This window comes from Nonomuraea sp. AD125B, from assembly GCF_041402765.1.
Classification (GTDB): Bacteria; Actinomycetota; Actinomycetes; order Streptosporangiales; family Streptosporangiaceae; genus Nonomuraea; species Nonomuraea bangladeshensis.
On sequence record NZ_JBGLOU010000015.1, the window covers coordinates 74,305 to 99,158 of the forward strand.

Genomic DNA, 24,854 nt, shown 5'->3' on the forward strand with positions numbered 1-24,854 from the left:
GGTTGCATTGGGCGCGTTCTCTGTTTCCATGCTAGATCCTCGGAAGGGTCACGCGTTTGCAAGCCGCCGAACGCGGGTAAACGCGGTGGGAAGTCAGGGTGAGATCGGAGAACGACGACGACACAGCCCGGACGCGAGCCTGCAGAGATCGACATGCAGGCGGGCGAACAGGACGGTACGGGTCACGAGCGCCAACTATACGTCCCTCCGACCCATGGGCTACGTCAGGGGCTGCTTGCGGGACGGCTCACTCCCTGACCTGTACAGGCGTCCGGCCTGCATGCCGGCAGGTCCGTACAACTCTGGAACGGTGACGAAGGTGTAACCCTTCCCGCGCAACCGCTTGAGGATGTCCGGGACCGCGGCCACGGACTCCCGGTGGATGTCGTGCAACAAGATGATCGCACCTGGATGCGCGTCGTGCACGCTTCTGTCCACGATGTCGCGGGTCGCGCCGCCCTGCTGGTCGGAGGCGTCCACGTCCCAGGTCACCAGCGGGAAGCCCTGGTCCCGCGCCACGTTGCGCAGCATCCCGCTCACGGCCCCGTACGGCGGCCGGACCAGCGTCGGGGCCTGGCCGATGGCCGCGGCCACCGCGTCGCGGGTGCGCTCCAGCGAGTCGGCGATCTTGGCGGTGCCCGGCTTCGACAGGTCCGTGTGCGACCAGCTGTGGTTGCCGACCAGGTGGCCCTCGTCGCTCATCCGGCGCAGCAGGTCCGGCTGGGCGGCCGCGTTGGCGCCGACGACGAAGAAGGTCGCACGGGCGTTCTCGCGCTTCAGGATGTCCAGGAGCTCGGCGGTGTGGGGGCTGGGGCCGTCGTCGAAGGTCAGGGCCACGCACTTGGTGGCGGCGCAGTTCACGGTGCCGGCGCGGTTGCTGACGGCGGCGGGGGAGCGCGGCGGCGCGGCGAACGGGCCGCCGGGTGTGTCGTTCTGCGGCGCGCCGGGGGTGTCGTCGGGCGCCCCTGGTGTGTCGTTCTGCGGTTCGCCGGGCGCCCCTGGTGTGTCGTTCTGCGGGGTGCGGTGTGTGTCGCGGTGTGTGCCTGCGGACGGGTCGGTGGGCGTGTCGGCGGATCGGGGTGCGGTGCCGGTGGCGCGGCCGCTGTGGGCGGTGCCGTCGAGGGTGGCCTGCTGGGCCCGGTGGCCGAGCTCCGACAGCAGCGGGGCCGCCTTTTCCGCGGGCACGGCCACCGCGAGCCGCCCGAGCCGGCACGGCGTGAGCTGGCAGTCGTCGAACTCGACCACCAGGTCCCCGGCGCGGTTGAAGGCCATCGAGTCGAACTGGTCGTCGTCGGCCGTGACGGCGTCCCGCTCGACCTGCGCGCCCCGGTCCTTGAGCTGCTCCTTGACCAGCGTCACCAGCCGCCGCCTGGCGTCGTCGCCGGCGAGCAGGCCGGTGGAGCCGGTGGTCGTGCCGGAGCGGGGGTCGTACCAGAGCGTGCGGGTGGAGTTCTCCCAGCGCGCGCCCGTGAACTCGCCGGTGCGCAGCCGCACCCCGACCGCGTCGGGGGAGGCGGCGGCGAGCTGCCATTCGACGTTCAGCTCGGGCCGCGGGTCGGAGATCTCGTCGCCGGTCCGCGTACGGAAGTCGCGGAGCTGCCGTCGCGCCTGCTCGCGCAGCGCCGTGACGAGCGCGGGCGCGCCGGCCAGCGAGGGGTAGGTGATGTGCACGTAGCGCGATCCGTGGGCGGCGTGGCCCTCGGTGACCGTCTCGGCGGACAGGCCGGAGACGCCCGCCGGGTCGACGAAGTCGATCATCGTCGGCTCTGCAGGGACCATGACGTTCTGCTCGGGGCCGGCGGCGGCGGCGAGGCCGCACCCGCCGGTCGAGAGGGTCAGCAGAGCGACTCCGAAGACGAATCGCTTGTTGTGCATGAATGTCACATTATGGTGCTGATCATGCCCTTCGTGCCGATTTGTAGGGATGTGGCAGGGACTTTGACGGAGCTTGGGTTTAGCTCACCTTCGGGTGCCGGGGCCCTGGGTTCCGCGGACGTGGCGGGCTACGATCGCGTCATGACGGCTATTTCGGGTCGTACGTGCTGGTCGCCGCGCTGTTCGCCATCGGCGTCGCCATCGTGGCGGGGGCCCTCACGGCCAACCGCCTGCTCCGCCCGACCCGTCCCACGCCCGACAAGCTGACCACGTACGAGTGCGGGGTCGACCCCGTCGGCGAGGGCTGGGCGCAGTCGCAGGTCCGCTACTACGTCTTCACCTACCTCTACGTCGTCTTCGCCGTGGACGCCGTCTTCCTCTTCCCCTGGGCCACGATCTTCGACGCGCCCGGCTACGGACTCACGACGCTCGCCGAGATGTTCGTCTTCCTCGGCTTCATCGCGCTCGGCATCGTCTACGCCTGGCGCAAACGCGTCCTCACCTGGACCTGAGAGGGCGGTTTGTGTGCTGGGCGGGCTCAGACGCTCGAGCCGGCCGGCCGGCGGGTGAGCGGCCGGACGTCGATGACCGCCATGTCCGCAGCGTGAGCGGCGGCGATGCCTTCGTCACTGTCCTCGTACACGGTGCAGCGATGTGGAGGGACGCCCAGCAGCTTCGCCGCGCGCAGGAAGATGTCCGGCGCGGGCTTGCCCCGTTCGACGTCGTCGCGGGTGACGAGAGTGGCGAACCGGTGGCGGATCGGCAGGTGACGGAGCGTCGTCTCGATCACCTTCCGGGCACCCCCGGAGGCGACCGCCATGGGCAGTCTGCCGTGGAAGGAGGAGACCACGGCCTCGACCTCCGGGTGGACGCGGATCTCGTGCGCCGTGCGCAGGAACCGTTCGTCGCGGTCCGCCACGATCTCCTCCACGGACCGCCGGAGCCGAAGGCCGCCCTCGCGTGCCAGCAGACGGACCATCTCGGCGGAGGACAGGCCGGTGCGCGCGTCGAACCACTCCTGGTCCAGTCGCACGCCCTCCTCCGCGAGTGCTCCGGCCATCGCAAGATAGTTCGCCCGCTGGGTGTCCACCAGCGTTCCGTCCCAGTCGAAGAGCAGGGCGCCGGCGTTTCCCGGATGGAGTTCAGGCAACACTGTCTTCCGCCTTCCCACGAGAGCGATCGGCTCTCATCCTCGCAGCGTTCGCATCTCGTCGATGAACGGCCACGGCTCAGGCCCGCCCCGCACTCGCCGCCAGGGAGTCCGCCGCCCAGTACGCCGCCGTGGCCAGGCTCATCAAGGTCCGCGTGCCCACGACGCTCCTGGGTCATCGACGATGATCAGCTCGTAGCGGCGGATCTTCTTCAGCTCGGCCTCGAGCTGGAACGCGCCGATGGTGGGTTGTCCTGAAGTCCCGGGGTCGCCTTTGCGGCGCGCCCGACAAGCGCGAGAATGGAAGACATGGCAGCGACGGATCTCCCGATGCCCACCGTGGGCCCGGTCTCGCGGCTGGCGCCCAAGCCGATGCGCTTCGTGCTCAACTGGGGCCGCCGCTACTCCCTGTGGGTGTTCAACTTCGGGCTGGCCTGCTGCGCCATCGAGTTCATCGCCACCTCCATGAGCCGGCACGACTTCATCAGGTTCGGGGTCATCCCGTTCGCCAACGGGCCGCGCCAGGCCGACCTCATGATCGTCTCGGGCACGGTCACCGACAAGATGGCGCCCGCCGTCAAGCGCCTCTACGAGCAGATGCCCGACCCCAAGTACGTCATCTCGTTCGGCGCCTGCTCCAACTCCGGCGGGCCCTACTGGGACTCCTACTGCGTGACGAACGGCGTCGACCAGATCATCCCCGTCGACGTCTACGTCCCCGGCTGCCCGCCCCGCCCCGAGGCCCTGCTCCACGGCATCATGAAGCTGCAGGAGAAGATCGCCGGCGAACGGCTGAGCGACCGCTACGTGTGGTCCAGGTCGCACGGGGAGGAGGCGTGACCGACCTGCTCGCCCGCCACTTCGGCGACCGGGCGGCCATCACCGAGTCCTACGGCGAGACCACCGTCGACGTGGCGCCCGCCGACTGGATCGAGCTGCTCACCTTCGCCCGTGACGACCTCGGCCACGTCTTCTTCGACTGGCTGACCGGCGTCGACGAGCCGCCCGACGCCTTCGTGATCGTCGCCCACGTCTACAACCCGGCCGGCCGCGAGCGTCTGCTGCTGCGCACCCGCGTTCCGCGCGCCGAGCCGCGCCTGCCGAGCGCCGTCGGCGTCTACCGGGGGGCCGACTGGCACGAGCGGGAGACGTACGAGATGTTCGGCGTCGTCTTCGAGGGCCACCCCAACCTCGTGCCGCTGCTCCTGCCGGACGGTTTCGAGGGCCATCCGCTGCGCAAGGACTTCGTCCTCGCCGCCCGCGTCGCCAAGGCGTGGCCCGGCGCGAAGGAGCCGGGGGAGTCCGGGCACGGCGCGCCGAGCCGCCGCAAGACCCTGCCGCCGGGCGTGCCCGCCGATTGGGGCACGCCGCCCACCTGACCCCCGCTGGGAGCCGCCCGATGCTGCACGTGGTGCTGAGCTTCGCCGTCATCATCGTCGTGTTCCTGGTGCTGCCGCTCATCGTCGGGCAGACCGAGCACAAGGTCATGGCCCACATGCAGTCGCGCCTCGGCCCCATGTACGCGGGCGGCTTCCACGGGTGGGCGCAGCTCATCGCCGATGGGGTGAAGTTCGCCCAGAAGGAGGACGTCATCCCGGCCGCGGCCGACCGCCGCATCTTCATGATCGCGCCCGGGGTGGCGCTGGTGCCGTACCTGGTCGTGCTCGTCGTCATCCCCTTCGACCGCGACTTCGTGGCCGTGGACCTCGATCTCGGGCTGTTCTTCGTGCTGGCGGTCATGGGCGTGGGCGTGCTGGGCGCGATCATGGCGGGCTGGGCGTCGGCGAACAAGTACTCCGTGCTCGGCGGCATGCGCGCGGCGGCCCAGCTCATGTCGTACGAGCTGCCGCTGGTCCTCGCCGCCTCCTCGGTCGCGATGGCCGCCGGCACGCTGTCGATCCCCGGCATCGTCGAGGCGTGGCAGTGGTGGTGGCTGCCGTGGCAGGCGGTCGGGGGAGTGGTGTTCTTCGTGGCGGGGCTGGCCGAGCTGCGGCGGCCGCCGTTCGACATGCCGATCGCCGAGTCCGAGATCATCATGGGGCCGATGACCGAGTACACCGGCATGCGCTTCGCGCTGTTCATGCTCGCCGAGTACGCCGGGATCGTCGTGCTGTCCTTCCTGACCGCCGTGCTGTTCCTGGGCGGCTGGCACGGGCCGTTCCTGCCGGGGTGGCTGTGGACGTTGCTGAAGGTGTTCGCGCTGGCGTTCGTGGTGATCTGGCTGCGGGTGACGTATCCGCGGCTGCGCGAGGACCAGCTGCAGAAGCTCGCGTGGGTGGTGCTGGTGCCGCTGGCACTGGGACAGCTCGCCCTGACCGGAGTGGTGAAGGTCCTGCTCTGAAACACCGCCGCGAAGCCGCCGGGAAAGAGCCATCCTGTAGGGGACACGAACGAGCGGGGACGGGGCGGTGGAGCCGCCCGGCGCACGGGGTTGGTGGCGCTTGCACGAACGCGAAGGGTCAGGAGGCGGCGGCGGGATGCGTGAACCCGACGGCTCAGCGGGTGGCGGCGGGGTGAGTGGCTCAGGACGCGACGGCTCAGGGGGGTGGCGGCGGGGTGAGTGGCTCAGGACGCGACGGCTCAGGGGGTGGCGGCGGGGTGCGTGAACTCGTCCCGGCGACGGGCGCGACGGCCAGGAGCAAGCGTCCCCAACTCGCGATGACCGCCGACGCGGGCATCCTGACGGTCACCGACCGCACGTCCGGCGAGACGGCGCAGGTCAAGCCCGCCTCCCTCTACCTCTACCGCCACGAGCGCCCCGGCTCCGAGGATCTGTACGGCGTCGCCGCCCTCGACGCCGACGGCCTCGTCCTGCTCGACCTGCCCGGCGGCTGGCACATGCCCAGCGTGAAGGACCTCGCCGCGCAGGCCGGGATCCCGGTGTCGGAGACCCGCTACCAGACCCCCGCCCGGATCGGCGCGAACCTCGCCGCCCGCGCCCCCGGCTGGCGGCGCTTATCCGGCCTGCCCCGCCGCCGCCGATTCACGAAGGTGCACAAGATCGCGGTCGCCGGCGCGGGCGTGGCCGGCCTGGCCGTGATGACGATCCTGGCCGTCAACGGGATGTGGTTCGCCTGGCGCGGCGTGGCCACCCTGGGCCGGATCCTCATCGACCTGCTGGAGGTGAAGTGGCTGTTCCTCGCCTTCTTCAGCCCGCTCCTCCTGGTGATGCGTCCCATCACCGGACGGCTGCACCGCTGGCGGGTGGGGCAGGGCTCGATCGTCGGCCCGCCGTCGGGGCCGTACCTGGTGGGCCGGCAGCCCAGCACCCTGGAGGTCGTCGGCGGCGTGCAGACCCTCGCCACCATGCGCCGGGGCCGCGCGCCCGGCCTGGCCGCCGGCCTGCTCCTCTACCGCCACGAGGACCTGACCGGCCTGTTCATCCTGGACAGCCTCGGCAAGGCCCTCCACCACCTGCCCGGCCCGTGGCCGGCGGCCGACCTCGACCGCTTTGCCAAGCGCAACGACCTGACGCTGGCGGTGCACGGGTTGACGCACGACGAGTACACAACCCTCGCCAAATCCACCAAGTCCGCCACCCCCTGACGCGGCCCCGCCCTGGCCCATCACGCCGGCCCGCTCTGGCCCGTCACGCCGGCCCGCTCTGGCCCGTCACGCCGGCCCGCCCCAGCCCCGTCTCTGGCCCGTAACGCCGGGCCGCCCCGGGCCCCGTCACCCCTGCCCCCAGCTTGGGCCGGCCCCCTGGCCGCCTCAGTGGATGATGGCCAGCATCACATCCGAGGCCGACGGCCGTTCGTCCGGCCGTTTGTTGAGGCACGACCCCACGATCCCCCGCAACCCCGGCGGCAGCGGCGACAGATCCGGGTGGACCGTGAGCACCCGGTTGAACACCGCCGGCACCGTGTCCTCCCCGAACGCCGGCCGCCCCGTCGCCGCGAACATCATCGTCACCGCCCAGCTGAAGACGTCCGAGGCCGGCCCCACGGCCTCGCCCGTGAGCTGCTCCGGTGACATGTAGGGCGGAGTGCCCACCATCTTCCCGGCCGTCAGCGTCACCTGGTCGAGCCCGCGCGCGATCCCGAAGTCGATCACCCGTGGCCCGTCCGGCCCGATGAGCACGTTGCTCGGCTTGAAGTCCCTGTGGACGACGCCCGCCTTGTGGATGGCCGCCAGCGCACCGGCTGTGGATAACGCCAGCCGCGTCAGCCCGTCCTCGTCCCGTGGCCCGTGCTTCTTGACCAGTTGCTCCAGCGACGGCCCGTCCACGAACTCGCTCACGATGTACGGGAATCGTCCGCTGATGTCGACGTCCAGGACCCGGGCTGTGGAGAACGTCGCCACCCGCCGCGCCGCCTCCACCTCACGCGCGAACCTGGCCCGCGCCGTCTCGTCCACAAGGTCGTGCAGCACCTTGACGGCGACCCGAGTCCCGTTGGGCGCCGCCGCGAGGTAGACCGATCCCTGCCCGCCGCGCCCGAGCGACCTGAGAACCCGGTAGTGCCCGATCCACTCGGGCTCGCCGGGCCGGCGCTGGTGGCTGGGCTCGGTGCTGCGCTGCTGGACGTTCATGGGCGGCGGGGCCGGGCGCTGGCCGCCCATCACCGGAACGTGCCGCTGATCCCCCATGACCGGCATGGGCCGCTGACCGCCCATGGGAGACACCTGCGTCGGACGCTGGTGCAGGGGCGGATACATCGGCGGACGCAGCCGCGCCCGGACCATCCTCGGCACCAGCACCGCCGAATGGACGACGCCGCCGAACCACGCCGCGACCAGCCCCACCGACACCAGGAAGTCGAGCGGCTGCGGGATGTCGTCGATGTTGTCGTACGAGAGCGCGCCGATCACGAAGGAGCCGATGCAGACGAGGTAAACCGAGGCGGCGACGGCCTGGAGGGCACTTCGCAGCCAGTACGCGGCGAACCCGATGGTGAACGGGGTCGCCAGCCCGCACGTGAGGAGAGGCAGACAGGCCCACACGACGGCGGCCGCCCACGCCCCTCCGCTCGGACGGACTGCTTCGCTGTGCTGCATGGCGGGAAGACTATCGCCCCGTCGTGGTTCATACCGGGCATGCGCTCAGCTTGTGGATAACCACCCCTCATTCTGTGGATGGCTGTGGAAAACCTGGGGACAACACCCCCGCTCATTCACGTGCGCGCCCACTTGCGCCATGATGTTGAACATGGGGCGAATACCGGGAGTGGGACTGGTGAAGGGACTGTCCATCACCCTTCGCCACATGCTGCGCAAATCCGTCACGCAGCAATACCCCGAGGTCAAGCCCGCCCTGCCGCCCCGCAGCCGAGGCGTTATCGCCCTGGTTGAGGAGAACTGCACCTCTTGCATGCTGTGCGCCCGAGAATGCCCGGACTGGTGCATCTACATCGACTCCCACAAAGAGACCGTCCCGGCGCCCGAAGGCGGCCGCCCGCGCCAGCGCAACGTCCTCGACCGGTTCGCCATCGACTTCGCGCTGTGCATGTACTGCGGCATCTGCATCGAGGTCTGTCCCTTCGACGCGCTCTTCTGGTCCCCGGAGTTCGAGTACGCCGAGGGCGACATCCGCAACCTCCTGCACGAGAAGGACCGGCTGAGCGGCTGGACGCAGACCGTCCCGCCACCGCCGCCCCACGACCCGGGCGCCGAACCCCCGAAGGAACTCACGGCCGCCCCCCGCCGCCCCGCCGGCCGAGCAACCCCGGCCACCCCCGCCCGCCCTGAACGCGAAACGCGCGACACGACAACGGCACAGACACCCACGCCCACCGCCACACCCGCCCCCGCAACACCACCGCCGACCGCCACCCCCGAAGCCCCCTCCGGCGGCCCCCGTACCGACGCCGCCCCGCCCCAGCAGCCGGACACGAGCGCTGGCGGCACGGGCACCGCAGGCACGGGCACAACTGGTGCTGGCGCGACCGCTGCTGACACGGGCACTGCCGGCGCGGACACCGCAGGCGTGGGAGGCCCGCAGCCGCCCACCGCTGCCCAGCCCCCCACGGCCGCTCCGGCTTCGGGCGCCGAGCCCGGCCGCCAAGACCAGGAGCCGGAGACAGGCACCCCGGGCAGGCCCCAACGCCCCCGCCGCGCCATGTCCAACGTGCGCGGCATCCGCCCGCCCGGCGCCCTCCCAGCCCGCCCCGCAGGTGACACCTCCGCGGCCCGAGGCGATGACGAGTCCGCCGCTGAGGCCGCCGTCCCACCGCCCTCAGGCCCGTCTGCCGAGGCTCCGGCCCGGCCTGCCGTCCCGCCCGCTCGCCGCACCGGGATCGAAGGCGACGACGAGGAGCCGCAGGGGGCGTCCCAGTCCACCGGCGGGTCGCCATCCACAGGCGGCCCGACCGATGAAGAGTTGTCCACAGGTTCGGGCGAGACGCGATCGAAGCCCGATCCGCAGGAGCAGACTGCTGCTCCGAGCCCTCGCCGGCGTCGGATGGCCGACCCTCGGTCCATCCGACCACCCGGCGGGCTCGGCCCTGACGAGCCGAAGGAGCCCGAGGAGGAGTCGTGACCGAGGCGGTGCCCTCCTACCTGTCACCCACAGGGCAAGAAATCGTCTTCTTGCTGCTGGGCGCGGTAGCGGTCGGATCGGCGCTGCTCGTTGTCACGACCAGGCAACTGGTCCATGCCGCCCTCTGGCTCGTGGTCTGCTTCGGCGCCCTGGCGGGCTGCTATCTCGTGTTGACGGCCGAGTTCGTGGCCTGGGTGCAGGTGCTGATCTACGTGGGCGCGATCGTGGTGCTGCTGCTGTTCGGCATCATGCTCACGCGCGCCCCGATCGGCCGCTCCGCCGACCTCGACAGCGGCAACCGCGTCGTCGCCGCCGTGGTCGCGCTCGCCACCGCGGCCATCCTGGTCACGGTCGTCATCGACGGCTTCCGTACGGCATACACCCCGCTCGATCCCGGCGCGGGCGCGGCGAAGGAGCTGGGTGCGAGCATCTTCGCCACGTGGGTGCTCCCGTTCGAGGCGCTGTCCGTCCTCCTGCTCGCCGCGCTGATCGGCGCGATCGTCCTGTCCCGTACGGACATTCCGGGCGGAGCGCCACCGGCGGGCCCGGCGCCTCCGGCAGGCCCGGTCACCGGCGGGGCCGATCCGCCTGCCAGAGGAGACCCCGCACCACCTGACCGCCCATCCGACCAGACGAGCGGGGGCCAATAGTGCACATCGTCTATCCGGCGGTCGTCTCCGCGCTGTTGTTCTCGATCGGTGTCTACGGCGTGCTGGCTCGCCGCAACACGATCCTCGTGCTCATGTCGGTCGAGCTGATGCTCAACGCCGTCAACCTCAATCTGGTCGCGTTCGACGTCTGGCTGGCGGATCGCCTGCACAGCGGTCAGGTTCTCACCCTCTTCGTCATCGTCATCGCGGCGGCCGAGGTCGGGCTGGGCCTGGCCATCGTGCTCGCGCTCTACCGCAACCGCCGTACGGTCGATCTCGACCACCTCCGCGCCCTGGCCGAGCCCGCGACCGTCGCCGGCCAGGAGCAAGAAGACCCAGAGGCGGGCGGCCTCACCGGCGCAGCCCGGGAGGCGCCGCAGCCGGTCGACGTCAGCGCTTCTCAGGGAGCGGCGGGAGGAGCAGCCCAGGTTGAAGGGGGCGGCGGGGGCGGGCAGGCGGTCAGGCGGGAGAGGGGCACGCTGTGACGACGTTCCCGCTGTGGGCCGTTCTGCTGCCCTTCGTCGCCGCCTTCGCGGGCCTGCTGCTCAGCCGCTGGCCGCATCGCCGTCCGCCGACGCGGCCGGCGCCGTCCGTGCGTTCCGCGAGCGGATCCGCCGACGAGCCGTCCGCGAGCGGGCCCGCCGACGAGCGGTTCGCGGACGAAGCCCCCGACCCGCACTCACCCGGCACCTGGGCCTCCGACGAATGGCCGGACCCCGAGGAGGCCGCACAGGAGGCCGGCGCGAGGGCGGCCGACAGGCGGGCCAACGTCCGGGCCGCCTGGATCGCGATCATCCCCACCGCCGTCTCCGCCGTCCTGGCGGCCTGGCTCGCCTGGGACCGAGGGTTCGCGTTCCTGACCGACTCGGGTGTGGGCGCGCCGACCGGTCACACCTACGGCGCGATCACCACCGGCGGCCTCCCGATCGCGCTGGCCCTCCAGGCCGACAACCTGTCCGCGCTCCTCGGCGTCCTGGTCACCCTCGTGGCCCTGGCCGTCCAGGTCTACTCGGTCGGCTACCTCGCCGACGACCCCCGCTACCCCTCCTACAGCGCGTTCATCAGCCTGTTCACCAGCGCGATGCTCCTGGTGGTCTACGCCGGCGACCTCCTGGTCCTGTACGTCGGCTGGGAGATCATGGGCCTCTGCTCCTACCTCCTCATCGGCCACTGGTGGGAGGACAGGGGCAATTCGCGGGCCGCGGTGAAGGCGTTCCTCGTGACCCGGCTCGGCGACGTCGGCTTCCTGTTCGGCATCTTCGTGCTGGGCGCGGCCGCGGGCAGTTTCCGCGTCGCCGACGTCCTGGCGAAGGCGCCGGAGATGTCCCAGGCGACGCTCGTGACCGCCACGCTGCTCCTGCTGGCCGGCGTGGCCGGCAAGAGCGCCCAGGTGCCGCTGCACACCTGGCTCCCCGACGCGATGGCAGGACCGACGCCGATCAGCGCCCTCATCCACGCCGCCACCATGGTCGCCGCCGGCATCTTCATCGTGGCGAGGCTCTTCCCCGCCTTCCTCGCCGCACCGCCGACGATGGACGTGCTGGCGGTGCTGGCCGCCCTCGGCATGCTGGGCGCGGCCCTCGCCGCCCTCGCCCAGGACGACCTGAAACGCGTCCTCGCCTACTCCACGATCAGCCAGCTCGCGTACATGGCGGGCGGTCTCGCGGCGGGCTCCGACACGGCGGCGATCTTCCATCTCCTGACGCACGGCGCGTTCAAGGCGCTGCTGTTCCTCTGCGCGGGCGTGGTGATCCACCACGTCGGCTCCAACCTCATGACCCGGATGGGCGGCCTGCGCCGCGAGCTGCCGATCACGTTCGCCACGATGACGATCGGCCTGGCCGCCCTCATGGGCATCCCGCCGGCCGGCGGCTTCTTCAGCAAGGACGCGGTACTCGCCGCCATGGACGACGCCGTGACCACCGGCACGCTCACCGACGCCGCGGCCCTGCTGCTGTACGCGTGCGCGCTCGCCACGGTCGCCGTCACCGGCGCGTACGCGACCAGGGCCTGGCTGCGCACGTTCTTCGGCGAGGCCAGGGCGGTGCCGGTGCCGTTGCCCGAGCCGCCGCCCGGCACGGCCCACGTCGTGGACGTCACCGAGGCCCCGAGGACGATGCTCGTCCCCGTCGTCCTCCTCGCCGTGCCCGCGCTCCTGCTGGGCCTGGCCGGCGGGCTGCACGTGGACGTCGGCGTGGCCGCGGCCGGCGTGCTGCTCGCGCTGCTCGGCGCGGGCGCGGTCTACGCGTTCTGGCGCATGGACCCGCTCGCCGACCCGGCCCGCCTGCTCGGCCCGCCCCGTACGCCCTGCGAGCAGGCGTTCTACGTCGACCGGGGCTACGCCGCGCTGTTCGTCCGCCCGGTCCTGGCCCTCGCCAGGCTGGTGGTGCGGACGGACGACACGGTCGTGGACGGCGCGGTGCGCGGCTCCGGCCGGACCGCGCGCGGCCTCGCGGGCGTGCTGCGCCTGGCCCAGAACGGCAACGTCCAGCTCTACGTGAGCGGCCTGCTCGCGGGTGTCCTGCTGATCGCGGTGGGGGCGGTGGTGTTCACGTGACCGAGATGGGCTGGCTGCCGGTCGCGCTGCTGGCCGTGCCGCTGCTCGGGGCGCTCGGCCTCGTCGTGCTCCCGCACGTCCTGCGGCCGGTGCTGCGCGCGTACGGGCTGGTCCTGTCGGGTGTGACGCTGGCGCTGGCCGCGCTGCTGGTGGCGGCGTTCGACTACGGGCGGCCGGCGAGCCCGCAGTTCGAGCTGGACGTGCCGTGGATCCCCGGCCTCGGTCTCCGCCTTCACCTGGGAATCGACGGGGTCTCGCTGCCGCTGGTCGCGCTGACGGCGCTGCTGACGTTCCTGTGCTTCGGCTACCTGTCCTGGGGGCGCGCCCGCGCCGGCGAGTTCCAGCGCGCCCGGCCGCGTGCGCTGGTGTTCACGCTGCTGGTGCTCGAAGTCGGCATGATCGGCACCTTCCTCGCCCTCGACCTGCTGCTCTTCTTCGTCTTCTTCGAGATCGTGCTCGTCCCGATGTACTTCCTGATCGGCATCTGGGGCGGCGAGGGCCGGCGGGCCGCGTCGATCAAGTTCATCCTCTACACCCTGCTCGGCTCGGTCGTGATGCTGCTCGGCCTGCTGCTGGTCTGGGCGCAGACCGGCACGCTCGACATCGAGGCGCTGGCCGCGGCCCACGGCAGCGGGATGGCCAGATCGGTGCAGATCATCGCGTTCGTGGCGATCGGCATCGGCCTGGCCGTCAAGACCCCCATGTGGCCGCTGCACACCTGGCTGCCGGACGCGCACACCGAGGCGCCCACGACGGGCTCGGTGCTGCTGGCCGGCGTGCTGCTCAAGATGGGCACGTACGGCTTCGCCAGGATCGCCATCCCCGTCCTGCCCGAAGGCGCGCTGGCCGTCGCGCCGTGGCTGGGCGCGTTCGCCGTGGTCGGCATCGTGTACGGCGCGCTCGCCTGCCTGGCCCAGCGCGACCTCAAACGCATGATCGCCTACTCCTCGGTCGGTCACATGGGCTTCGTCCTGCTGGGCTTCGCCACCCTCACGCCCACCGGCATCAACGGCGCACTCTTCGCGAACGTCGCCCACGGCCTGATCACCGGCCTGCTGTTCTTCCTAGCGGGCGCGATCAAGGACCGCTACCACACGGCCGACATGACGGCGCTCGGCGGCGGCCTGCTGGCCACGCTGCCGCGCCTGGGCTCGGTGCTGACGTTCGCCGCGATCGCCTCGCTCGGGCTGCCGGGCCTCGCCGGGTTCTGGGGGGAGATGCTGGCGCTGCTCGGCGCGTTCCAGCCGGCGGACGGGCTGCCGCGCGGGCTCTTCCTGACGTACATGGTGATCGGCGGGCTGGGCGCGGTGCTGACGGCCGCGTACTTCCTGGTCATGCTCTCCCGCGTCACCCACGGCCGGCCGCCGCCGCTCCTCGCCGGGCACCGTGACGTCCGGCCGTACGAGCTGCTCGCCTGGACCCCGCTCGTGGCCCTGATCCTGCTGTTCGGACTCTGGCCGGGGCTCCTGCTCTCCCTCACCACCCCGGCCGTCCACACCCTGCTGGGAGCCCTGCCATGAGCCAGCAGATCGACTACTTCGCGATCGCGCCGCCGCTCGCGCTCGCCGTGACGGCCGCCCTGGTGCTCCTGCTGGACGCGTTCCTGCCGCACCGCCCCCGCACACGGGCCGCGCTGGGCCTGGTCACGCTGGCCGGCGTCCTGGTGTCCCTGGGCTTCGTCGTCGCGCAGGCGACGGCGGGCCGGACCCTCGGCACGTTCTGCGTCCCGCCCGCCCTGGCCGGGACGGGAGGCTCGGCGCCGTGCTCGTACGTCGTGGACGGCTTCACGCTGGTCCTCGCGGGCCTCGTGCTGGCCTCCGCCGTGGTGATCGTGCTGATGTCGACGACCGAGCTGGCCGGCGGCGGCATCCCGGCAGGGGAGTGGCACTTCCTCCTGCTGTGCACCCTCGTGGGCGCGGTGACCCTGCCCGCCTCCCGCGACCTGGTCATGCTCGTGGTCGCACTCGAACTCGTCTCGCTGCCGGTCTTCGCCCTCACCGCGCTGAAACGCTACGACGGGCGTGCCTCCGAGGCCGCCGTGAAGCTGTTCGTGGTGTCCGTGGTGTCCACGGCGGTCATGCTGTTCGGCGTGTCCCTTCTGTACGGGATGACGGGCACCGTCCACCTGTCCGGCCTGGCCGCGCAGACCCAGGCCGTGGCCGGCACGCCGGTCGTCACGGTCGGGGTCGTGCTCGTCGTCGCCGGGTTCGGCTTCAAGATCGCCGCGGTGCCGTTCCACGCCTGGGCGGCCGACGTCTACCAGGGCGCGCCGGTCCCGGTGGCCGCGTTGCTGTCGGTCGTGTCGAAGGCGTCCGGGTTCGCCGGGCTCATCCTGGTCCTCGCCACGGCGCTCCCCGGGCAGGCCGGCACCTGGGGTCCCGTCGTGGCGATCCTCTCGGCGCTGACCATGACGGCGGGCAACCTGCTGGCCCTGCGCCAGCGCTCCGCCGTACGCCTGCTGGCCTGGTCCTCCGTCGCCCAGTCCGGCTACGTCCTGGCCCCGCTCGCCGTCACCGGGGCCGTCGGGCCGCGGGAGGCCGTCGGCGCGTCCGTCGCCTACCTCGTCATCTACGCGGCCATGAACCTCGGCGCGTTCGCCGTCGTCCTGCTGGTCGCCAGGACCGCCGTACGCAACGAGCTCGACGACTACCGCGGCCTCGCCTTCCGCAGCCCGGCGGCGGGCCTCGCGCTCGCGTTCTGCCTGGTCTGCCTGGCGGGGCTGCCGCCGGGCCTCGCGGGGCTGTTCGCCAAGGTGTTCGTGTTCCGGGCGATCGTGGAGGGCGGGCTCGGCTGGCTGGCGCTGGTCATGGCGGTCAACACGGTGATCGGGCTCTACTACTACGCGGTGTGGGCCGCGCGCCTGTTCACCCCGGCCCCGCGTCCCATCACCCCGGCCGCCGCTCCCGCGCTCTGGCCCGCGACGGGCCTGGCGGTGGGGGTCGCGATCGTGTTCTCGCTCGCCCCGCAGCTCGTCCTCGACCTCGCCGGGTTGTGACGCGCGCGGGATCGCGCTCCGCCCTCGGCTGAGCACGCCGGGGAACGAAGAGCCGGGTCGTCTTCGTTGGAGGGGGTGAACCCAGAGCACGAAGGGGGAGCCTTGCACCACAACGGTCTGCGCACAGCCGTCCTGCTGGGCGGCATGTCTGCGCTGATCCTGCTGGTGGGCGCGTGGTTGGGTGGTGGCGTCGGTGTCCAGATCGCGTTCGTTCTCGCCCTCGTGGGCAACGGCGTCGCCTACTTCTTCTCCGACCGGATCGCGCTGTCGGCCATGCGGGCCAGGCCCGTCAGCGAGGTCGAGCACCCCACCCTCTACCGGATCGTCCGCGAGCTGAGCACGCAGGCCCGGCAGCCGATGCCGCGGCTGTACATCTCGCCGACGGTGCAGCCCAACGCGTTCGCGACCGGCCGCAGCCCGCGGCAGGCGGCGGTCTGCGTCACGTACGGGCTGACGCAGCTCCTCGACGAGTCCGAGCTGCGCGGCGTGATCGGGCACGAGCTGTCGCACGTGTACAACCGCGACATCCTGCTCTCGTCCGTGGCCGGCGCGCTGGCCACCATGATCACTTGGCTCAGCTACCTCGCGGTCTTCTTCGGCGGGTCGGACGACGACGAGGGTCCCGGCTTCCTCGGCGCGCTGCTCATGATGGTGCTCGGCCCGGTCGCGGCCGGAATGGTGCAGATGGCGATCAGCCGCACCCGCGAGTTCCAGGCGGACGAATCGGGCGCCCGCCTCACCGGCGACCCGCTCGCCCTCGCCTCGGCCCTCCGCAAGATCGAGCTGGGCGCCCGCCGCCTGCCGCTCCCCGAGAACAGCCGCCTGACCTCCGCCTCCCACCTGATGATCGCCAACCCGTTCGCCGGCTCCGGCATCGGCCGGCTGTTCTCCACGCATCCGCCCACGTCGGAGCGGGTCGCGCGGTTGGAGCGCATGGCCGGATACCGGCGATGACGGGACGTCCGCCGCGATTAACCAGGGCCGAACGGCGCCTGTGGAACGCGTTCCCGACCGGTGAGATCGTCGACCTCGGCCCGGTGACGCCGAGCAGGTCCGGCACGCCCCCCGGCGGCAACGCGCCCAAGGACGGCGGCACCTGGGGTCCCGAGCGGACGATCCGCGCCAAGGTCATCGCGTCCCTGCTGCTCGGCGCCCGGGAGGTGGGCGCCGGCGCGGTCCCGGCGGTCCGGCTGCGCGGGGCCCGCATCACCGGCCAGCTCGCGCTGCTCGGCGGGACGATCCCGTACGAACTGGTCCTGAGCGGCTGTCACCTGGACCAGCCGCTCCAGCTCATGGGCAGCACCACCCGCACCATCCGGCTGACCGACTGCACCTTCCCCGGCCTCGGCGGGAGCGGCCTGCGCGTCGCGGGCCACCTCAGCCTGTCCGGCTCGAACATCACCGGCACCGTACGCGTGACCAGGGGCGTCTTCGAGAGCGGCCTGTGGGCCTCCGGCACCAAGATCGTCAGCGACGACGGCGAATGGGCCTTCTACGCGAACGCCGCCGTCGTCGACTCCGGCCTGTTCTTCCGCAACTCCGACTTCACGGGCGGCATCAGCCTGGTGGGCGCCCGCCTCAACGGCGGCTGCTTCATGGAGGGCTCGACCCTCCGCAACCCGGGCAAGGACGCCCTGACCGCCGACAACGTCGTGGTCGAGGACGTGATGCTCCTGACCGACGGATTCCGGGCAGAAGGCTGCGTACGCCTCCGCGGCGCCCGCATCAACGGCCGCTTCGCCCTGCGCGGCACCGTGACCAGCCCCGACACCCGCTACGCCCTCCACCTGAGCCACCTGGAGATCCGCGAGGCGTCCCTCATGCCCGCCGCGCCCGTGGACGGCGTCGTCACCCTCGCGCACAGCAAGATCGGCACCCTGCACGACGACCCCGACACCTGGCCCGCCAAGCTCCGCCTCAACGGCCTCACCTACGAACGCCTGCGCGGCTCCGGCGTCGCGCGCAGGATCGAATGGGTCACCAGGGACCCCGAGGGCTTCCGGCCCCAGCCGTACGAGCAGCTCGCCGCCTGGTACCTCAAGGACGGCAACGACGCGCTCGCCCGCCGCGCCCAACTCGCCAAGCTCCGCGCCCGCCGGCGGACCCAGGGCCCCGGCGGCCGGATCTGGGGCCGGCTGCTCGACGCCGCCGTCGGCTACGGCTACCGGCCCTGGCTGGCCGGCATGTGGTTCACGCTGCTGCTGGCGATCGGCACGGCCGTCTTCGCCGTACAGCCGCCCCGGCCACTCAAACCTGACGAGAGCCCGCATTTCAACGCGTTCGCGTACGCCTTCGACCTGCTCCTGCCGCTGCCCGCCTTCGGGCAGCGCGAGGCGTTCGACCCGATGGGGTGGACGCAGTGGCTGGCGTACACGCTGATCGTCGCCGGCTGGATCCTCGCCACCGCGCTGATCGCCGGCGCTACCCGAGTTCTCCGGCCGCAATGATTTTTCGTACGATGTCCGCCAGGTCCTCCGGGAAGTACTTCTCCCCGGTGCTCTCCAGCTCCGCCACGCTCCACCACCGGTAAGCGGTCGTGGTGTCCTTCTCGACCTGCTCCATGTGCTCGAACGACACGGCGGACGCCGCCTCGGCCACCCGGAACGCGTAGAAGGTCTGGTCCTGGGTGATGGTGTACCCGCCCCAGTCGAAGGTGATGGTGATGGTGCCGTACGGGCCGCGGAGGTCGCCGGCGTCCGCCCGCATCCCGACCTCCTCGAACAACTCCCGCGCCGCCGCCTCGGCCGCCGTCTCGCCGTCCTCCATGGCCCCGCCGACCGTGAACCAGAACGGTTGGTCGGGGCGGTCCGGGTCGAACCCGTACAGCAGGAGCACCCGGTCCTGCTCGTCGAAGGGGAGGGCACGTGCCGTGAAGCGGCGCAGGGGGATCTTCGTCACATTCTGGAGCTTACGGCGACACGGGGCGGGGCGTGGGGGCCCGTGGACCTCGGCGTCGGCGTGGGCTGGGGCTGGGGCGGAGGGCACGTAACCGCCCGCCCGCCCGCATGCCTACTCCGACCCTCTGAAAACCGCAACCGCCGGCCGAGAACCACCGGTTGCAGAGTGCCGGCCGGGGCCTGCCGGAGGATCGACTGCCGGAGGATCATGACCGATGGACTCCATGACCCACGACCCCCACGACCGCACGCCATCCCGCCCAACCGGCCACCCTCACCGCGCCGTTCAGCGTCGGAGACATCCCGCAGTCGGCACCAGTCGCACCCCGCACTACCGGTAGTTCACGAACTGCAACGCGATGTCCAGATCCTTGCCCTTGAGCAGAGAGATGACATCCTGCAGATCATCCTTCTTCTTCGAACTGACCCGCAGCTCCTCACCCTGAATCTGGGCCTTGATCCCCTTGGGCCCCTCGTCCCGGATCAGCTTGGAGATCTTCTTAGCGTTCTCCTGATCGATCCCCTCCTTGAGCGCGATCATCATCCGGTACTCCTTGCCGGACAGCTTCGGCTCCCCAGCATCGATGATCTTCAGCGAGAGCCCCCGCTTGACCACCTTCTCCTTGAAGACGTCCAGCGCCGCGTTGGCCCGCTCCTCGCTGTTCGCCTTGATCTCGATGTTGTTCTGCCCGGACCAACTGATGCTCGCCCCGGTGCCCTTGAAGTCGAACCGGTGCCCGATCTCCTTGACCGTCTGGTTCAGCGCGTTGTCGACCTCCTGCCGGTCGATCTTGCTGACGATGTCGAACGACGAATCAGCCACAACACCCACCCTCTCAGCTGCGAAGTCCTCTAAGGATCCGACCACCCGGACGTACCCCTGTGCCCGGCACACCGACGCGCATGATGCACCCGAGCCCAGACACGCCCGTACACACGGACCCAGCGAACGAGCCTAGCCAGCATCGCCGCCCCATGCAGTCCACCGCCCCCGCCCCAGCGCCCCGTCCGAGGATCCCGCCGCGAGAACCCGCCCCAGGACAAACCGGTGTCACGTGCACCTCCGAAGTCCGCTATTCTTCTGTGTGTCGCCGCGAGAGCGGAAGACAAGGCAGGTTGCCCGAGTGGCCAAAGGGAGCGGTCTGTAAAACCGTCGGCTCAGCCTACGCAAGTTCGAACCTTGCACCTGCCACCAGCAGTAACAGCAGGTCAGAGGCCCTTCGGGGCCTCTTCTGCGTTTCAGGGGTGTGCAGCCAGATGCAGCCCTGAGCGGCCGTTTGTCGGTGGTCACGGGATATACGCGGGATGGACCTGGGAGCGTTTCCCCAGGTCGAGGCCCATGATCCGGAGTATGCGCGGGATGACGTGGCCCCTGCAACGCCGAAAGGCCCCGGGGAAACCGGAGCCCTTCGAGTGGTGCCGTTCGCGATCTCATGCGGTGAGCACGTCCGCGATCCGCTGGTTGACGATGTCCTCCTGGCCGTCGATGCACTTGGCATAGACCCTGAGCAGGACGTCCACCCCGTGGCCAGCGCGGGCGGCTACCTCTGGAGCCGGTACGCCGCCGTTGAGCCAGAGCGAGACGGCTGCGTGCCGCAGGTCGTACGGCCGCCGGGCGAGTGGTGAGGCGACCTGGGCGGGGGTGAGGGCGAGAGTGCGGGCTTCCTGCCAGACCTCGGTGTAGGCCGTCGAGGCGACCACGCCGCCGCGCTCACTGCGGAACAGCCGCCCGTCAGGAGCTACGCCGAACTCTTCGATGTGTTGCCGAAGGATCTTCACCAGTTCCGGAGGGATCGGGATCCGGCGGACGTCATCCTCACCTCGATGCTTGAGGCCGCGCAGCTCGTGAGCGTCCCCGGTGTCGGTCCATCGGCGGTTCACCTCGGGTCGTGAGCTGTCGAGGGTGAGCCGTCCCCAGCCGTTCGCCGGGAGGTAGCAGTCTTGTTCGCGGAGACTGACCGCCTCGCCGGGGCGGAGGGCGGCGAAGTACATGCAGGCGAACATGGCCATCAACCGCCGGCCCCGCCCCTTCCCGTCACGCTGGCGCTTGCCCACGTAGGTGAGCGCCACGAGCAGTTCTCTGGCCTGGCAAGGGTTGACCACGACCCGCGGATCCACGGTTTCGGTCGTCTTCGGGGCCTTCCACTTGATCCGGTGCAGCGGGTTGGACGGCAGCTCTTCCAGTTCCACCGCGTACTCGAAAACGTGGTGAAGGACAGCGCGCTTGCGCCTGATCGTGTTGGCGCCGGCCTGCTTGCCGTCGAGGCGGAGCGCGAGGGCATCGAGGGCAGGGCGGACGGCTTTGGTCTCGTTGAGGTCGGCCATGTTGAGCGATGCGGCTTCCAGCCAGCGGACGGCCCGCGCGATGTCGGCAGGCATGGCCGGCCGCTTCCCCTCGGGCAGCAGCACGTAGTGGCGCAGAGCCTTGCGGAGAAGCGCGGCATCCGGGCGTCCGGCCTTCTCCGTCGTCAACGCCGGGAGAGCCGTCGCCAGGGCGTCGGACATGCTGTCTCGGCTCTTGGCAGCCGCGTACGGCCAGCGAGCCTCAACGTACGCCTTCACGAAGTCGAGGACCGTCCGTGCGTCCTTGGCCTTGGTCATCGACTCGGGGAGGCCGGTCTCCAGGTCGAACGCCTCACCGCGTCTCGCGGCCTGCCGTAGGTCGGTCAGGAAGCTCTCGCCGAGAGCCTTGGTCTTGTAGGTCTTGGACTTCTGCCGGCCGCCGACCTTCCAGCGCACCTCGTAGGAGGGTGACTTGCTGGACTTGTTCCGCCGGATCTCCCAGAACTTCACGTCGTACGAGGTCGTCATGCGGCGCTCCGGAGTGATTCGATCCAGGCGTCAAGGTCGCTGCGGTAGATGCGTAGTTCGCCGTTGGGCAGGCGGATGCCCTTGGGCGCCTTGCCGATCTCGCGCCAGCGGTAGAAGGTGCGGCGGGAGATTCCGCCGAGCTCGTCGAGGACCTGGCGGACGGTCAGGAGTTCGTCGTGCTTGGTCATGCGGCCCTCCCGATGTCCTCGGTTGCCGAAAGATCTTGTCCGGCTGCCCTGGCCTCCAGCTCACGCAGGTGAGCACGCCAGCGTTGGCGTTCGTGGACGGAGCGGAGAAGCCTGGCGGCGAGAGGTGGCACGTTGGCGTCGCCGGCCGGGACGGGCCGCCAGATGTAGCGGTGCGGGTCAGTGGGTTCGTTGGTCTGTCCCAGGGCTTCCAGGACCCATGTCCGGCGGTCCTGCTTGTGCTCGGCGAGGGTCTTGTTGCTCCACTTGCGGGAGACCAGGACGCGGCGTCCGGCGTAGCCGAGGTGGTCGGGCTTGTGGGCCTTGCCACGGCACCGGCCGGGCTGCATGCCGGGCTTGGCGCCCTTGGGCTGGACGCCGTAGCGGAGCCAGTTCGGACAGGTGGGCGAGCAGGGTTCGTAGCGGAGAGCGTCGAGCAGGCGGGCGGCGTGCTCACGCTGGGCCTGGCCGCCGTCCAGGGCGTCGCCGAGGGACTTGGTGAGGTACTTGGACAGATACCGGATGCACTGATCGGCGTCCGGGGTGCCCGCCAAGACGCCTTGGACGTCGATCTGTTCGCCGAAGCGGATGACGTGCAGTGGTTCCGCGTCCTCGTCGAGGGTGTCAAGAGCTTCGTCCCAGGTGGGGAGGACTTCCCCGGTGGCCGGGTCGAGGTAGCCAGCCTGCTCGTCCCAGACGGGCAGGTGGTCACCGTCGAAGCGCACTTGGTCAGCCTGCGGCCACCAGACTTGATGGTAGGTGGCGGAGGCTATCTGCTTGATCTCGGCGCGTGGGAGGGTGCCCCGGATGGCCATGTGCAGGTGCGGGGCGAGCCGCTTCTGAGGCTCCACAGAGGCGAAGTACTGCACGTCATAGCCCGCGACCCGGCGCAGGTTCTGCACGAACCGATCCACGAGCTTGGAGAAGTGCAGCGCGTCCCGAGCGGCACGCCGGTAGTCGTAGGTGTCCGGGTCGAGCGGTACGCCGTCGCGGACCTTGCCGTAGCTGGGCAGGGTGAGCGTCACGAACAGTGACGGTCGGTAGACCTTGCCGTCCGTGCCTTGGAAGGTACGCCCCAGCGTGCTGTGTGCCATCTTGCGCTTGGGCAGGTCGGGTGCGTCCTGCCGCCGCCGCGTGGAGCGGGAGCGCTTCGCGGTGGTACGACCGAGGACGTTGCCGCGCATCCCGGCGGCATTGATCTCCTCGTCCAGGCCGCTGATCAGCTCGTTCAACTCGGTGGTGTCGTGGCCGGCCTTCTCGGCAGCCTCGCGCTGGGCGTGGACATCGGCGCGGAACTCCACCAGCCAGCGCTGTTCCTCGTTCGGATCGTCGGGGGTGATCGCGGTTTCGGTGTCGAGGTGCCAGCCCTCGCGGCACTGCGCCTTGCGGAGCTGCTTGTTGCGCTTGGCACACGGCGGGCACTTGCTGTCGAAGGTGGCCCCGCACGGAACGTCGATGATCTCCCACTTGCCGCTGTACGTGTCGAGGCGCTTTAGCGGGATGGGCCGGATGCAGACGCCGTGCTGCTTGGCAACCTCCACGAGCACATCCCGGGCCATCGGCATGGCCTGACGTACGGCCCGGGGGAGTGAGCGGTCGTTCGGATGGGTCACGCGGTCCTCCCTTCGTCGGTGGTCTCGGTCATGAGGGCGCAGAGCCGGTAGTGCTCCCGGTGAGGGTGAGCGTGGATGCGGGAGTGGTAGAGCTCGAAGACGCGCATGCGGGGCAGGTCACGAGCTGTCAGCAGGACCATCAGCGGGCGGGCGGCGACCAGGCTGATCTCATCGGCCGTCCCGTGGAAGCAGATCTTCACGCGGCCTCCCCGAACTGAGCGGCCATGGCGCGGATGTCGGCGTCGGAGACGTAGGCGGCGCGGACTCGGACGGGTTCGGGGCTGGCTTCCAGCCGGACGTAGCCGACGCCCGCGCCCAGCTCCGGAATTGGCGAGACGTGGTCAGCGAGCGCGCCCCGATCACGTGCGCCGTCACCGAGGACCATGTCCACCTGTTCCGACTCGTCCAACCGCAGGGCGATCTTGTCGGGGAACAGGTTGCGGATGTTCATGACCTCTTTGCGCGGGTCCTGCAACGCGGCCAGGACACCGACGCCGACCGCGCGTCCTTGGGTGGTGAGCGTGGCCAGCCCCGAGGAAATCCGCTGTCTGAGCCCGCGGTCGGACTGGTAGGCGGTCAGGAACGCCACCTCGTCGACCACGACCAGGACGAACGGGTCATCGACGGTGGGGGTGTGGGAGCGCTGGAGACCGGCGAAGCGAGCCGCCCGCTTCTGCATGACGCTCACGGCATCGTCCAGCAGGTCGGCGCACTCTTCCGGAGTGGCCGCGTAGCGCGGGCCGAACAGGTCGCGCCCGTAGGACAGCTCCATCAGCTTGGGATCCAGCGCCCACAGCTCGACCAGGCCCGCACGCGCGGCGGGGAGCAGGGCGCGGATGACGGACCAGATGATCGACCCTTTGCCGGCCCCGGTCGCGCCCGCGACGAGGACATGGGTGCCGTGCACCTTGAGCCGCCACGGGCGGCCGTCCTCTTGCTTGCCGATCTCGACCGGTCCCACGGTCGGCTCCTGCGGTATGGGCAGCGCTGGCAGGGGCGAGGCGAGTGGATCGCTGCGCGGAAAGGTCAGCGTCAGCCGGCCAGCGCCAGACAGCGCCACTCGGCACGACGTCGCGCCGAAGCCGTGGGCCAGGTGGTCGAGGCGATCGGACCAGTCCTTGACCGCTTGGCCCTTGAGCATGCGCACGGTGACCAGGTCGGCCCACGAGGTGCAGGTGACCTTGCCCAGCCGGGGCAGGTAGTCACGGCCCCGGAGGTGACGGCCGAGACCGGAGACGACCATGACGGGTTGCCAGTGACGGCGGTAGACCCAGACGAGCCGCCACCAGGCCAGCAGCCGGAAGCCGACGAGACGGGCGAACGACGGCCGGTCGATGAACGCCCACGAGGCCAGAGCCAGGACGACCACGCCGAGCAGGCACGCTGCCGAGGGCCAGCCATAGAAGTACCAGGCAGCGCCGAGGGCCACCGGTACGAGGGCCGCGATGGGGTGACGCCAGATCGTACGGACGAGCCCGGCGAGCATGCGCCAGGCGAGGATGATGATGGTGAGGATGGCGGGAGTGGTGACGACGGCCGGGCGGAAGACGACGGCCGTGTCGGGCGTGGTGGAGACGAGGTTGCGCGCCTCGTCGCCAGGCAGCCGCTTGAACATAAGCTGGGAACCTCTCGTGATTGAGCAAGTC

General features: G+C 70.8%; 23 protein-coding genes, 1 tRNA gene and 1 pseudogene. 14 read left to right on the forward strand and 11 right to left on the reverse strand.

The features are described 5' to 3' along the window. Positions 1 to 93: 93 nt before the first annotated feature. Together ACBR40_RS34305 and ACBR40_RS34310 are read right to left on the reverse strand one after the other, a co-directional pair. Positions 94 to 186, reverse strand: a complete 93-nt coding sequence (locus tag ACBR40_RS34305) for a putative leader peptide (protein ID WP_350778063.1) — start codon at positions 184 to 186, stop codon at positions 94 to 96. A 33-nt stretch (positions 187 to 219) separates the two neighbouring features. Then, the gene (locus ACBR40_RS34310) at positions 220 to 1,875 is read right to left on the reverse strand and encodes a polysaccharide deacetylase family protein (RefSeq protein WP_371251407.1); all 1,656 of its coding nucleotides are present in this window, start codon (positions 1,873 to 1,875) and stop codon (positions 220 to 222) included. A gap of 164 nt (positions 1,876 to 2,039) precedes the next feature. On the opposite strand from ACBR40_RS34310, the gene ACBR40_RS34315 reads away from it, so the two are divergent. After that, positions 2,040 to 2,387 (forward strand): NADH-quinone oxidoreductase subunit A, encoded by a 348-nt coding sequence (locus tag ACBR40_RS34315; RefSeq protein ID WP_371251408.1) that lies wholly within the window; start codon positions 2,040 to 2,042, stop codon positions 2,385 to 2,387. Between the two features lie 26 nt (positions 2,388 to 2,413). Here ACBR40_RS34315 and ACBR40_RS34320 read toward each other — a convergent pair whose 3' ends face one another. Continuing rightward, positions 2,414 to 3,028, reverse strand: a complete 615-nt coding sequence (locus ACBR40_RS34320) for an HAD family phosphatase (RefSeq protein ID WP_344208173.1) — start codon at positions 3,026 to 3,028, stop codon at positions 2,414 to 2,416. 327 nt (positions 3,029 to 3,355) lie between these two features. Here ACBR40_RS34320 and ACBR40_RS34325 point away from each other — a divergent pair, with 327 nt between their 5' ends. The 4 genes from ACBR40_RS34325 (at position 3,356) to ACBR40_RS34340 (ending at position 6,571) form a co-directional block, all read left to right on the forward strand. Continuing rightward, on the forward strand, positions 3,356 to 3,865 hold the full coding sequence (locus ACBR40_RS34325) for an NADH-quinone oxidoreductase subunit B (RefSeq protein ID WP_218155740.1): 510 nt from the start codon (positions 3,356 to 3,358) through the stop codon (positions 3,863 to 3,865). Then, entirely contained in the window at positions 3,862 to 4,404 is a 543-nt protein-coding gene (locus ACBR40_RS34330; protein WP_344208172.1) for an NADH-quinone oxidoreductase subunit C, read from the forward strand. Before ACBR40_RS34325 ends, ACBR40_RS34330 begins: the two co-directional genes overlap by 4 nt. 20 nt (positions 4,405 to 4,424) lie before the next feature. Then, entirely contained in the window at positions 4,425 to 5,366 is a 942-nt protein-coding gene (nuoH, locus tag ACBR40_RS34335) for an NADH-quinone oxidoreductase subunit NuoH (protein WP_329586622.1), read from the forward strand. A gap of 257 nt (positions 5,367 to 5,623) precedes the next feature. Then, positions 5,624 to 6,571: a hypothetical protein gene (locus tag ACBR40_RS34340; RefSeq protein WP_371251409.1), complete on the forward strand. Its 948-nt coding sequence runs from the start codon at positions 5,624 to 5,626 to the stop codon at positions 6,569 to 6,571. Between the two features lie 165 nt (positions 6,572 to 6,736). On the opposite strand, the gene ACBR40_RS34345 is transcribed toward ACBR40_RS34340, so the two are convergent. Then, a complete protein-coding gene (locus ACBR40_RS34345) occupies positions 6,737 to 8,020 on the reverse strand; it encodes a protein kinase (RefSeq protein ID WP_371251410.1) in 1,284 nt (427 codons plus the stop codon). A 208-nt stretch (positions 8,021 to 8,228) separates the two neighbouring features. Here ACBR40_RS34345 and ACBR40_RS34350 point away from each other — a divergent pair, with 208 nt between their 5' ends. The 8 genes and pseudogenes from ACBR40_RS34350 to ACBR40_RS34385 all read left to right on the forward strand — a co-directional run bounded on the left by ACBR40_RS34350 (position 8,229) and on the right by ACBR40_RS34385 (position 18,149). After that, positions 8,229 to 9,500 (forward strand): 4Fe-4S binding protein, encoded by a 1,272-nt coding sequence (locus ACBR40_RS34350; RefSeq protein WP_371251411.1) that lies wholly within the window; start codon positions 8,229 to 8,231, stop codon positions 9,498 to 9,500. Next, positions 9,497 to 10,150 (forward strand): NADH-quinone oxidoreductase subunit J, encoded by a 654-nt coding sequence (locus tag ACBR40_RS34355; RefSeq protein ID WP_371251412.1) that lies wholly within the window; start codon positions 9,497 to 9,499, stop codon positions 10,148 to 10,150. The genes ACBR40_RS34350 and ACBR40_RS34355 overlap by 4 nt, the downstream gene beginning before the upstream one ends. Then, positions 10,150 to 10,446, forward strand: a pseudogene (gene nuoK, locus ACBR40_RS34360) (NADH-quinone oxidoreductase subunit NuoK); the annotation flags it as partial. The gene ACBR40_RS34355 and the pseudogene nuoK, both read left to right, overlap by 1 nt. A 185-nt stretch (positions 10,447 to 10,631) precedes the next feature. Then, positions 10,632 to 12,707, forward strand: a complete 2,076-nt coding sequence (locus ACBR40_RS34365) for an NADH-quinone oxidoreductase subunit L (protein WP_371251413.1) — start codon at positions 10,632 to 10,634, stop codon at positions 12,705 to 12,707. Positions 12,708 to 12,712: 5 nt separating this feature from the next. Further along, entirely contained in the window at positions 12,713 to 14,227 is a 1,515-nt protein-coding gene (locus ACBR40_RS34370; RefSeq protein WP_371251553.1) for a NuoM family protein, read from the forward strand. Continuing rightward, positions 14,224 to 15,702 carry an NADH-quinone oxidoreductase subunit N gene (locus tag ACBR40_RS34375; protein WP_371251414.1) on the forward strand — a complete coding sequence of 493 codons (1,479 nt, stop codon included), beginning with the start codon at positions 14,224 to 14,226 and terminating at the stop codon, positions 15,700 to 15,702. Before ACBR40_RS34370 ends, ACBR40_RS34375 begins: the two co-directional genes overlap by 4 nt. A 102-nt stretch (positions 15,703 to 15,804) precedes the next feature. After that, positions 15,805 to 16,656, forward strand: a complete 852-nt coding sequence (gene htpX, locus ACBR40_RS34380; protein ID WP_371251415.1) for a zinc metalloprotease HtpX — start codon at positions 15,805 to 15,807, stop codon at positions 16,654 to 16,656. Next, entirely contained in the window at positions 16,653 to 18,149 is a 1,497-nt protein-coding gene (locus ACBR40_RS34385; protein WP_371251416.1) for a hypothetical protein, read from the forward strand. Before htpX ends, ACBR40_RS34385 begins: the two co-directional genes overlap by 4 nt. Here ACBR40_RS34385 and ACBR40_RS34390 read toward each other — a convergent pair. After that, complete coding sequence (locus ACBR40_RS34390; protein WP_371251417.1) at positions 18,124 to 18,600, reverse strand: NUDIX hydrolase; 477 nt, start codon at positions 18,598 to 18,600, stop codon at positions 18,124 to 18,126. The two genes, ACBR40_RS34385 and ACBR40_RS34390, sit on opposite strands and share 26 nt — an antisense overlap. A 330-nt stretch (positions 18,601 to 18,930) precedes the next feature. Further along, positions 18,931 to 19,431 (reverse strand): YajQ family cyclic di-GMP-binding protein, encoded by a 501-nt coding sequence (locus ACBR40_RS34395; protein ID WP_371251554.1) that lies wholly within the window; start codon positions 19,429 to 19,431, stop codon positions 18,931 to 18,933. Between the two features lie 278 nt (positions 19,432 to 19,709). Here ACBR40_RS34395 and ACBR40_RS34400 point away from each other — a divergent pair. Continuing rightward, positions 19,710 to 19,794 (forward strand) — tRNA-Tyr (locus ACBR40_RS34400). A 236-nt stretch (positions 19,795 to 20,030) separates the two neighbouring features. On the opposite strand, the gene ACBR40_RS34405 is transcribed toward ACBR40_RS34400, so the two are convergent. The 5 genes from ACBR40_RS34405 to ACBR40_RS34425 are packed head-to-tail and all read right to left on the reverse strand — an operon-like array spanning position 20,031 to position 24,823. Further along, the gene (locus ACBR40_RS34405) at positions 20,031 to 21,410 is read right to left on the reverse strand and encodes a tyrosine-type recombinase/integrase (protein WP_371251418.1); all 1,380 of its coding nucleotides are present in this window, start codon (positions 21,408 to 21,410) and stop codon (positions 20,031 to 20,033) included. After that, positions 21,407 to 21,598: a helix-turn-helix transcriptional regulator gene (locus ACBR40_RS34410; protein WP_371251419.1), complete on the reverse strand. Its 192-nt coding sequence runs from the start codon at positions 21,596 to 21,598 to the stop codon at positions 21,407 to 21,409. Before ACBR40_RS34410 ends, ACBR40_RS34405 begins: the two co-directional genes overlap by 4 nt. After that, positions 21,595 to 23,154, reverse strand: a complete 1,560-nt coding sequence (locus tag ACBR40_RS34415; protein WP_371251420.1) for a replication initiator — start codon at positions 23,152 to 23,154, stop codon at positions 21,595 to 21,597. The genes ACBR40_RS34410 and ACBR40_RS34415 overlap by 4 nt, the downstream gene beginning before the upstream one ends. 50 nt (positions 23,155 to 23,204) lie before the next feature. Continuing rightward, positions 23,205 to 23,408: a hypothetical protein gene (locus ACBR40_RS34420; protein WP_371251421.1), complete on the reverse strand. Its 204-nt coding sequence runs from the start codon at positions 23,406 to 23,408 to the stop codon at positions 23,205 to 23,207. Next, on the reverse strand, positions 23,405 to 24,823 hold the full coding sequence (locus tag ACBR40_RS34425; RefSeq protein WP_371251422.1) for an FtsK/SpoIIIE domain-containing protein: 1,419 nt from the start codon (positions 24,821 to 24,823) through the stop codon (positions 23,405 to 23,407). The genes ACBR40_RS34420 and ACBR40_RS34425 overlap by 4 nt, the downstream gene beginning before the upstream one ends. Between the last annotated feature and the right edge of the window lie 31 nt (positions 24,824 to 24,854).

Bases quoted from the DNA above. Each gene is read 5' to 3' on its own strand.
- ACBR40_RS34345 (WP_371251410.1), bottom strand. From the start codon at position 8,020: ATGCAGCACAGCGAAGCAGTCCGTCCGAGCGGAGGGGCGTGGGCGGCC.
- ACBR40_RS34325 (WP_218155740.1), top strand. From the start codon at position 3,356: ATGCCCACCGTGGGCCCGGTCTCGCGGCTGGCGCCCAAGCCGATGCGC.
- ACBR40_RS34410 (WP_371251419.1), bottom strand. From the start codon at position 21,598: ATGACCAAGCACGACGAACTCCTGACCGTCCGCCAGGTCCTCGACGAG.
- ACBR40_RS34405 (WP_371251418.1), bottom strand. From the start codon at position 21,410: ATGACGACCTCGTACGACGTGAAGTTCTGGGAGATCCGGCGGAACAAG.
- ACBR40_RS34310 (WP_371251407.1), bottom strand. From the start codon at position 1,875: ATGCACAACAAGCGATTCGTCTTCGGAGTCGCTCTGCTGACCCTCTCG.
- ACBR40_RS34350 (WP_371251411.1), top strand. From the start codon at position 8,229: ATGCTGCGCAAATCCGTCACGCAGCAATACCCCGAGGTCAAGCCCGCC.
- ACBR40_RS34370 (WP_371251553.1), top strand. From the start codon at position 12,713: ATGGGCTGGCTGCCGGTCGCGCTGCTGGCCGTGCCGCTGCTCGGGGCG.
- nuoH (WP_329586622.1), top strand. From the start codon at position 4,425: ATGCTGCACGTGGTGCTGAGCTTCGCCGTCATCATCGTCGTGTTCCTG.
- ACBR40_RS34375 (WP_371251414.1), top strand. From the start codon at position 14,224: ATGAGCCAGCAGATCGACTACTTCGCGATCGCGCCGCCGCTCGCGCTC.
- ACBR40_RS34415 (WP_371251420.1), bottom strand. From the start codon at position 23,154: ATGGCCCGGGATGTGCTCGTGGAGGTTGCCAAGCAGCACGGCGTCTGC.
- ACBR40_RS34425 (WP_371251422.1), bottom strand. From the start codon at position 24,823: ATGTTCAAGCGGCTGCCTGGCGACGAGGCGCGCAACCTCGTCTCCACC.
- ACBR40_RS34385 (WP_371251416.1), top strand. From the start codon at position 16,653: ATGACGGGACGTCCGCCGCGATTAACCAGGGCCGAACGGCGCCTGTGG.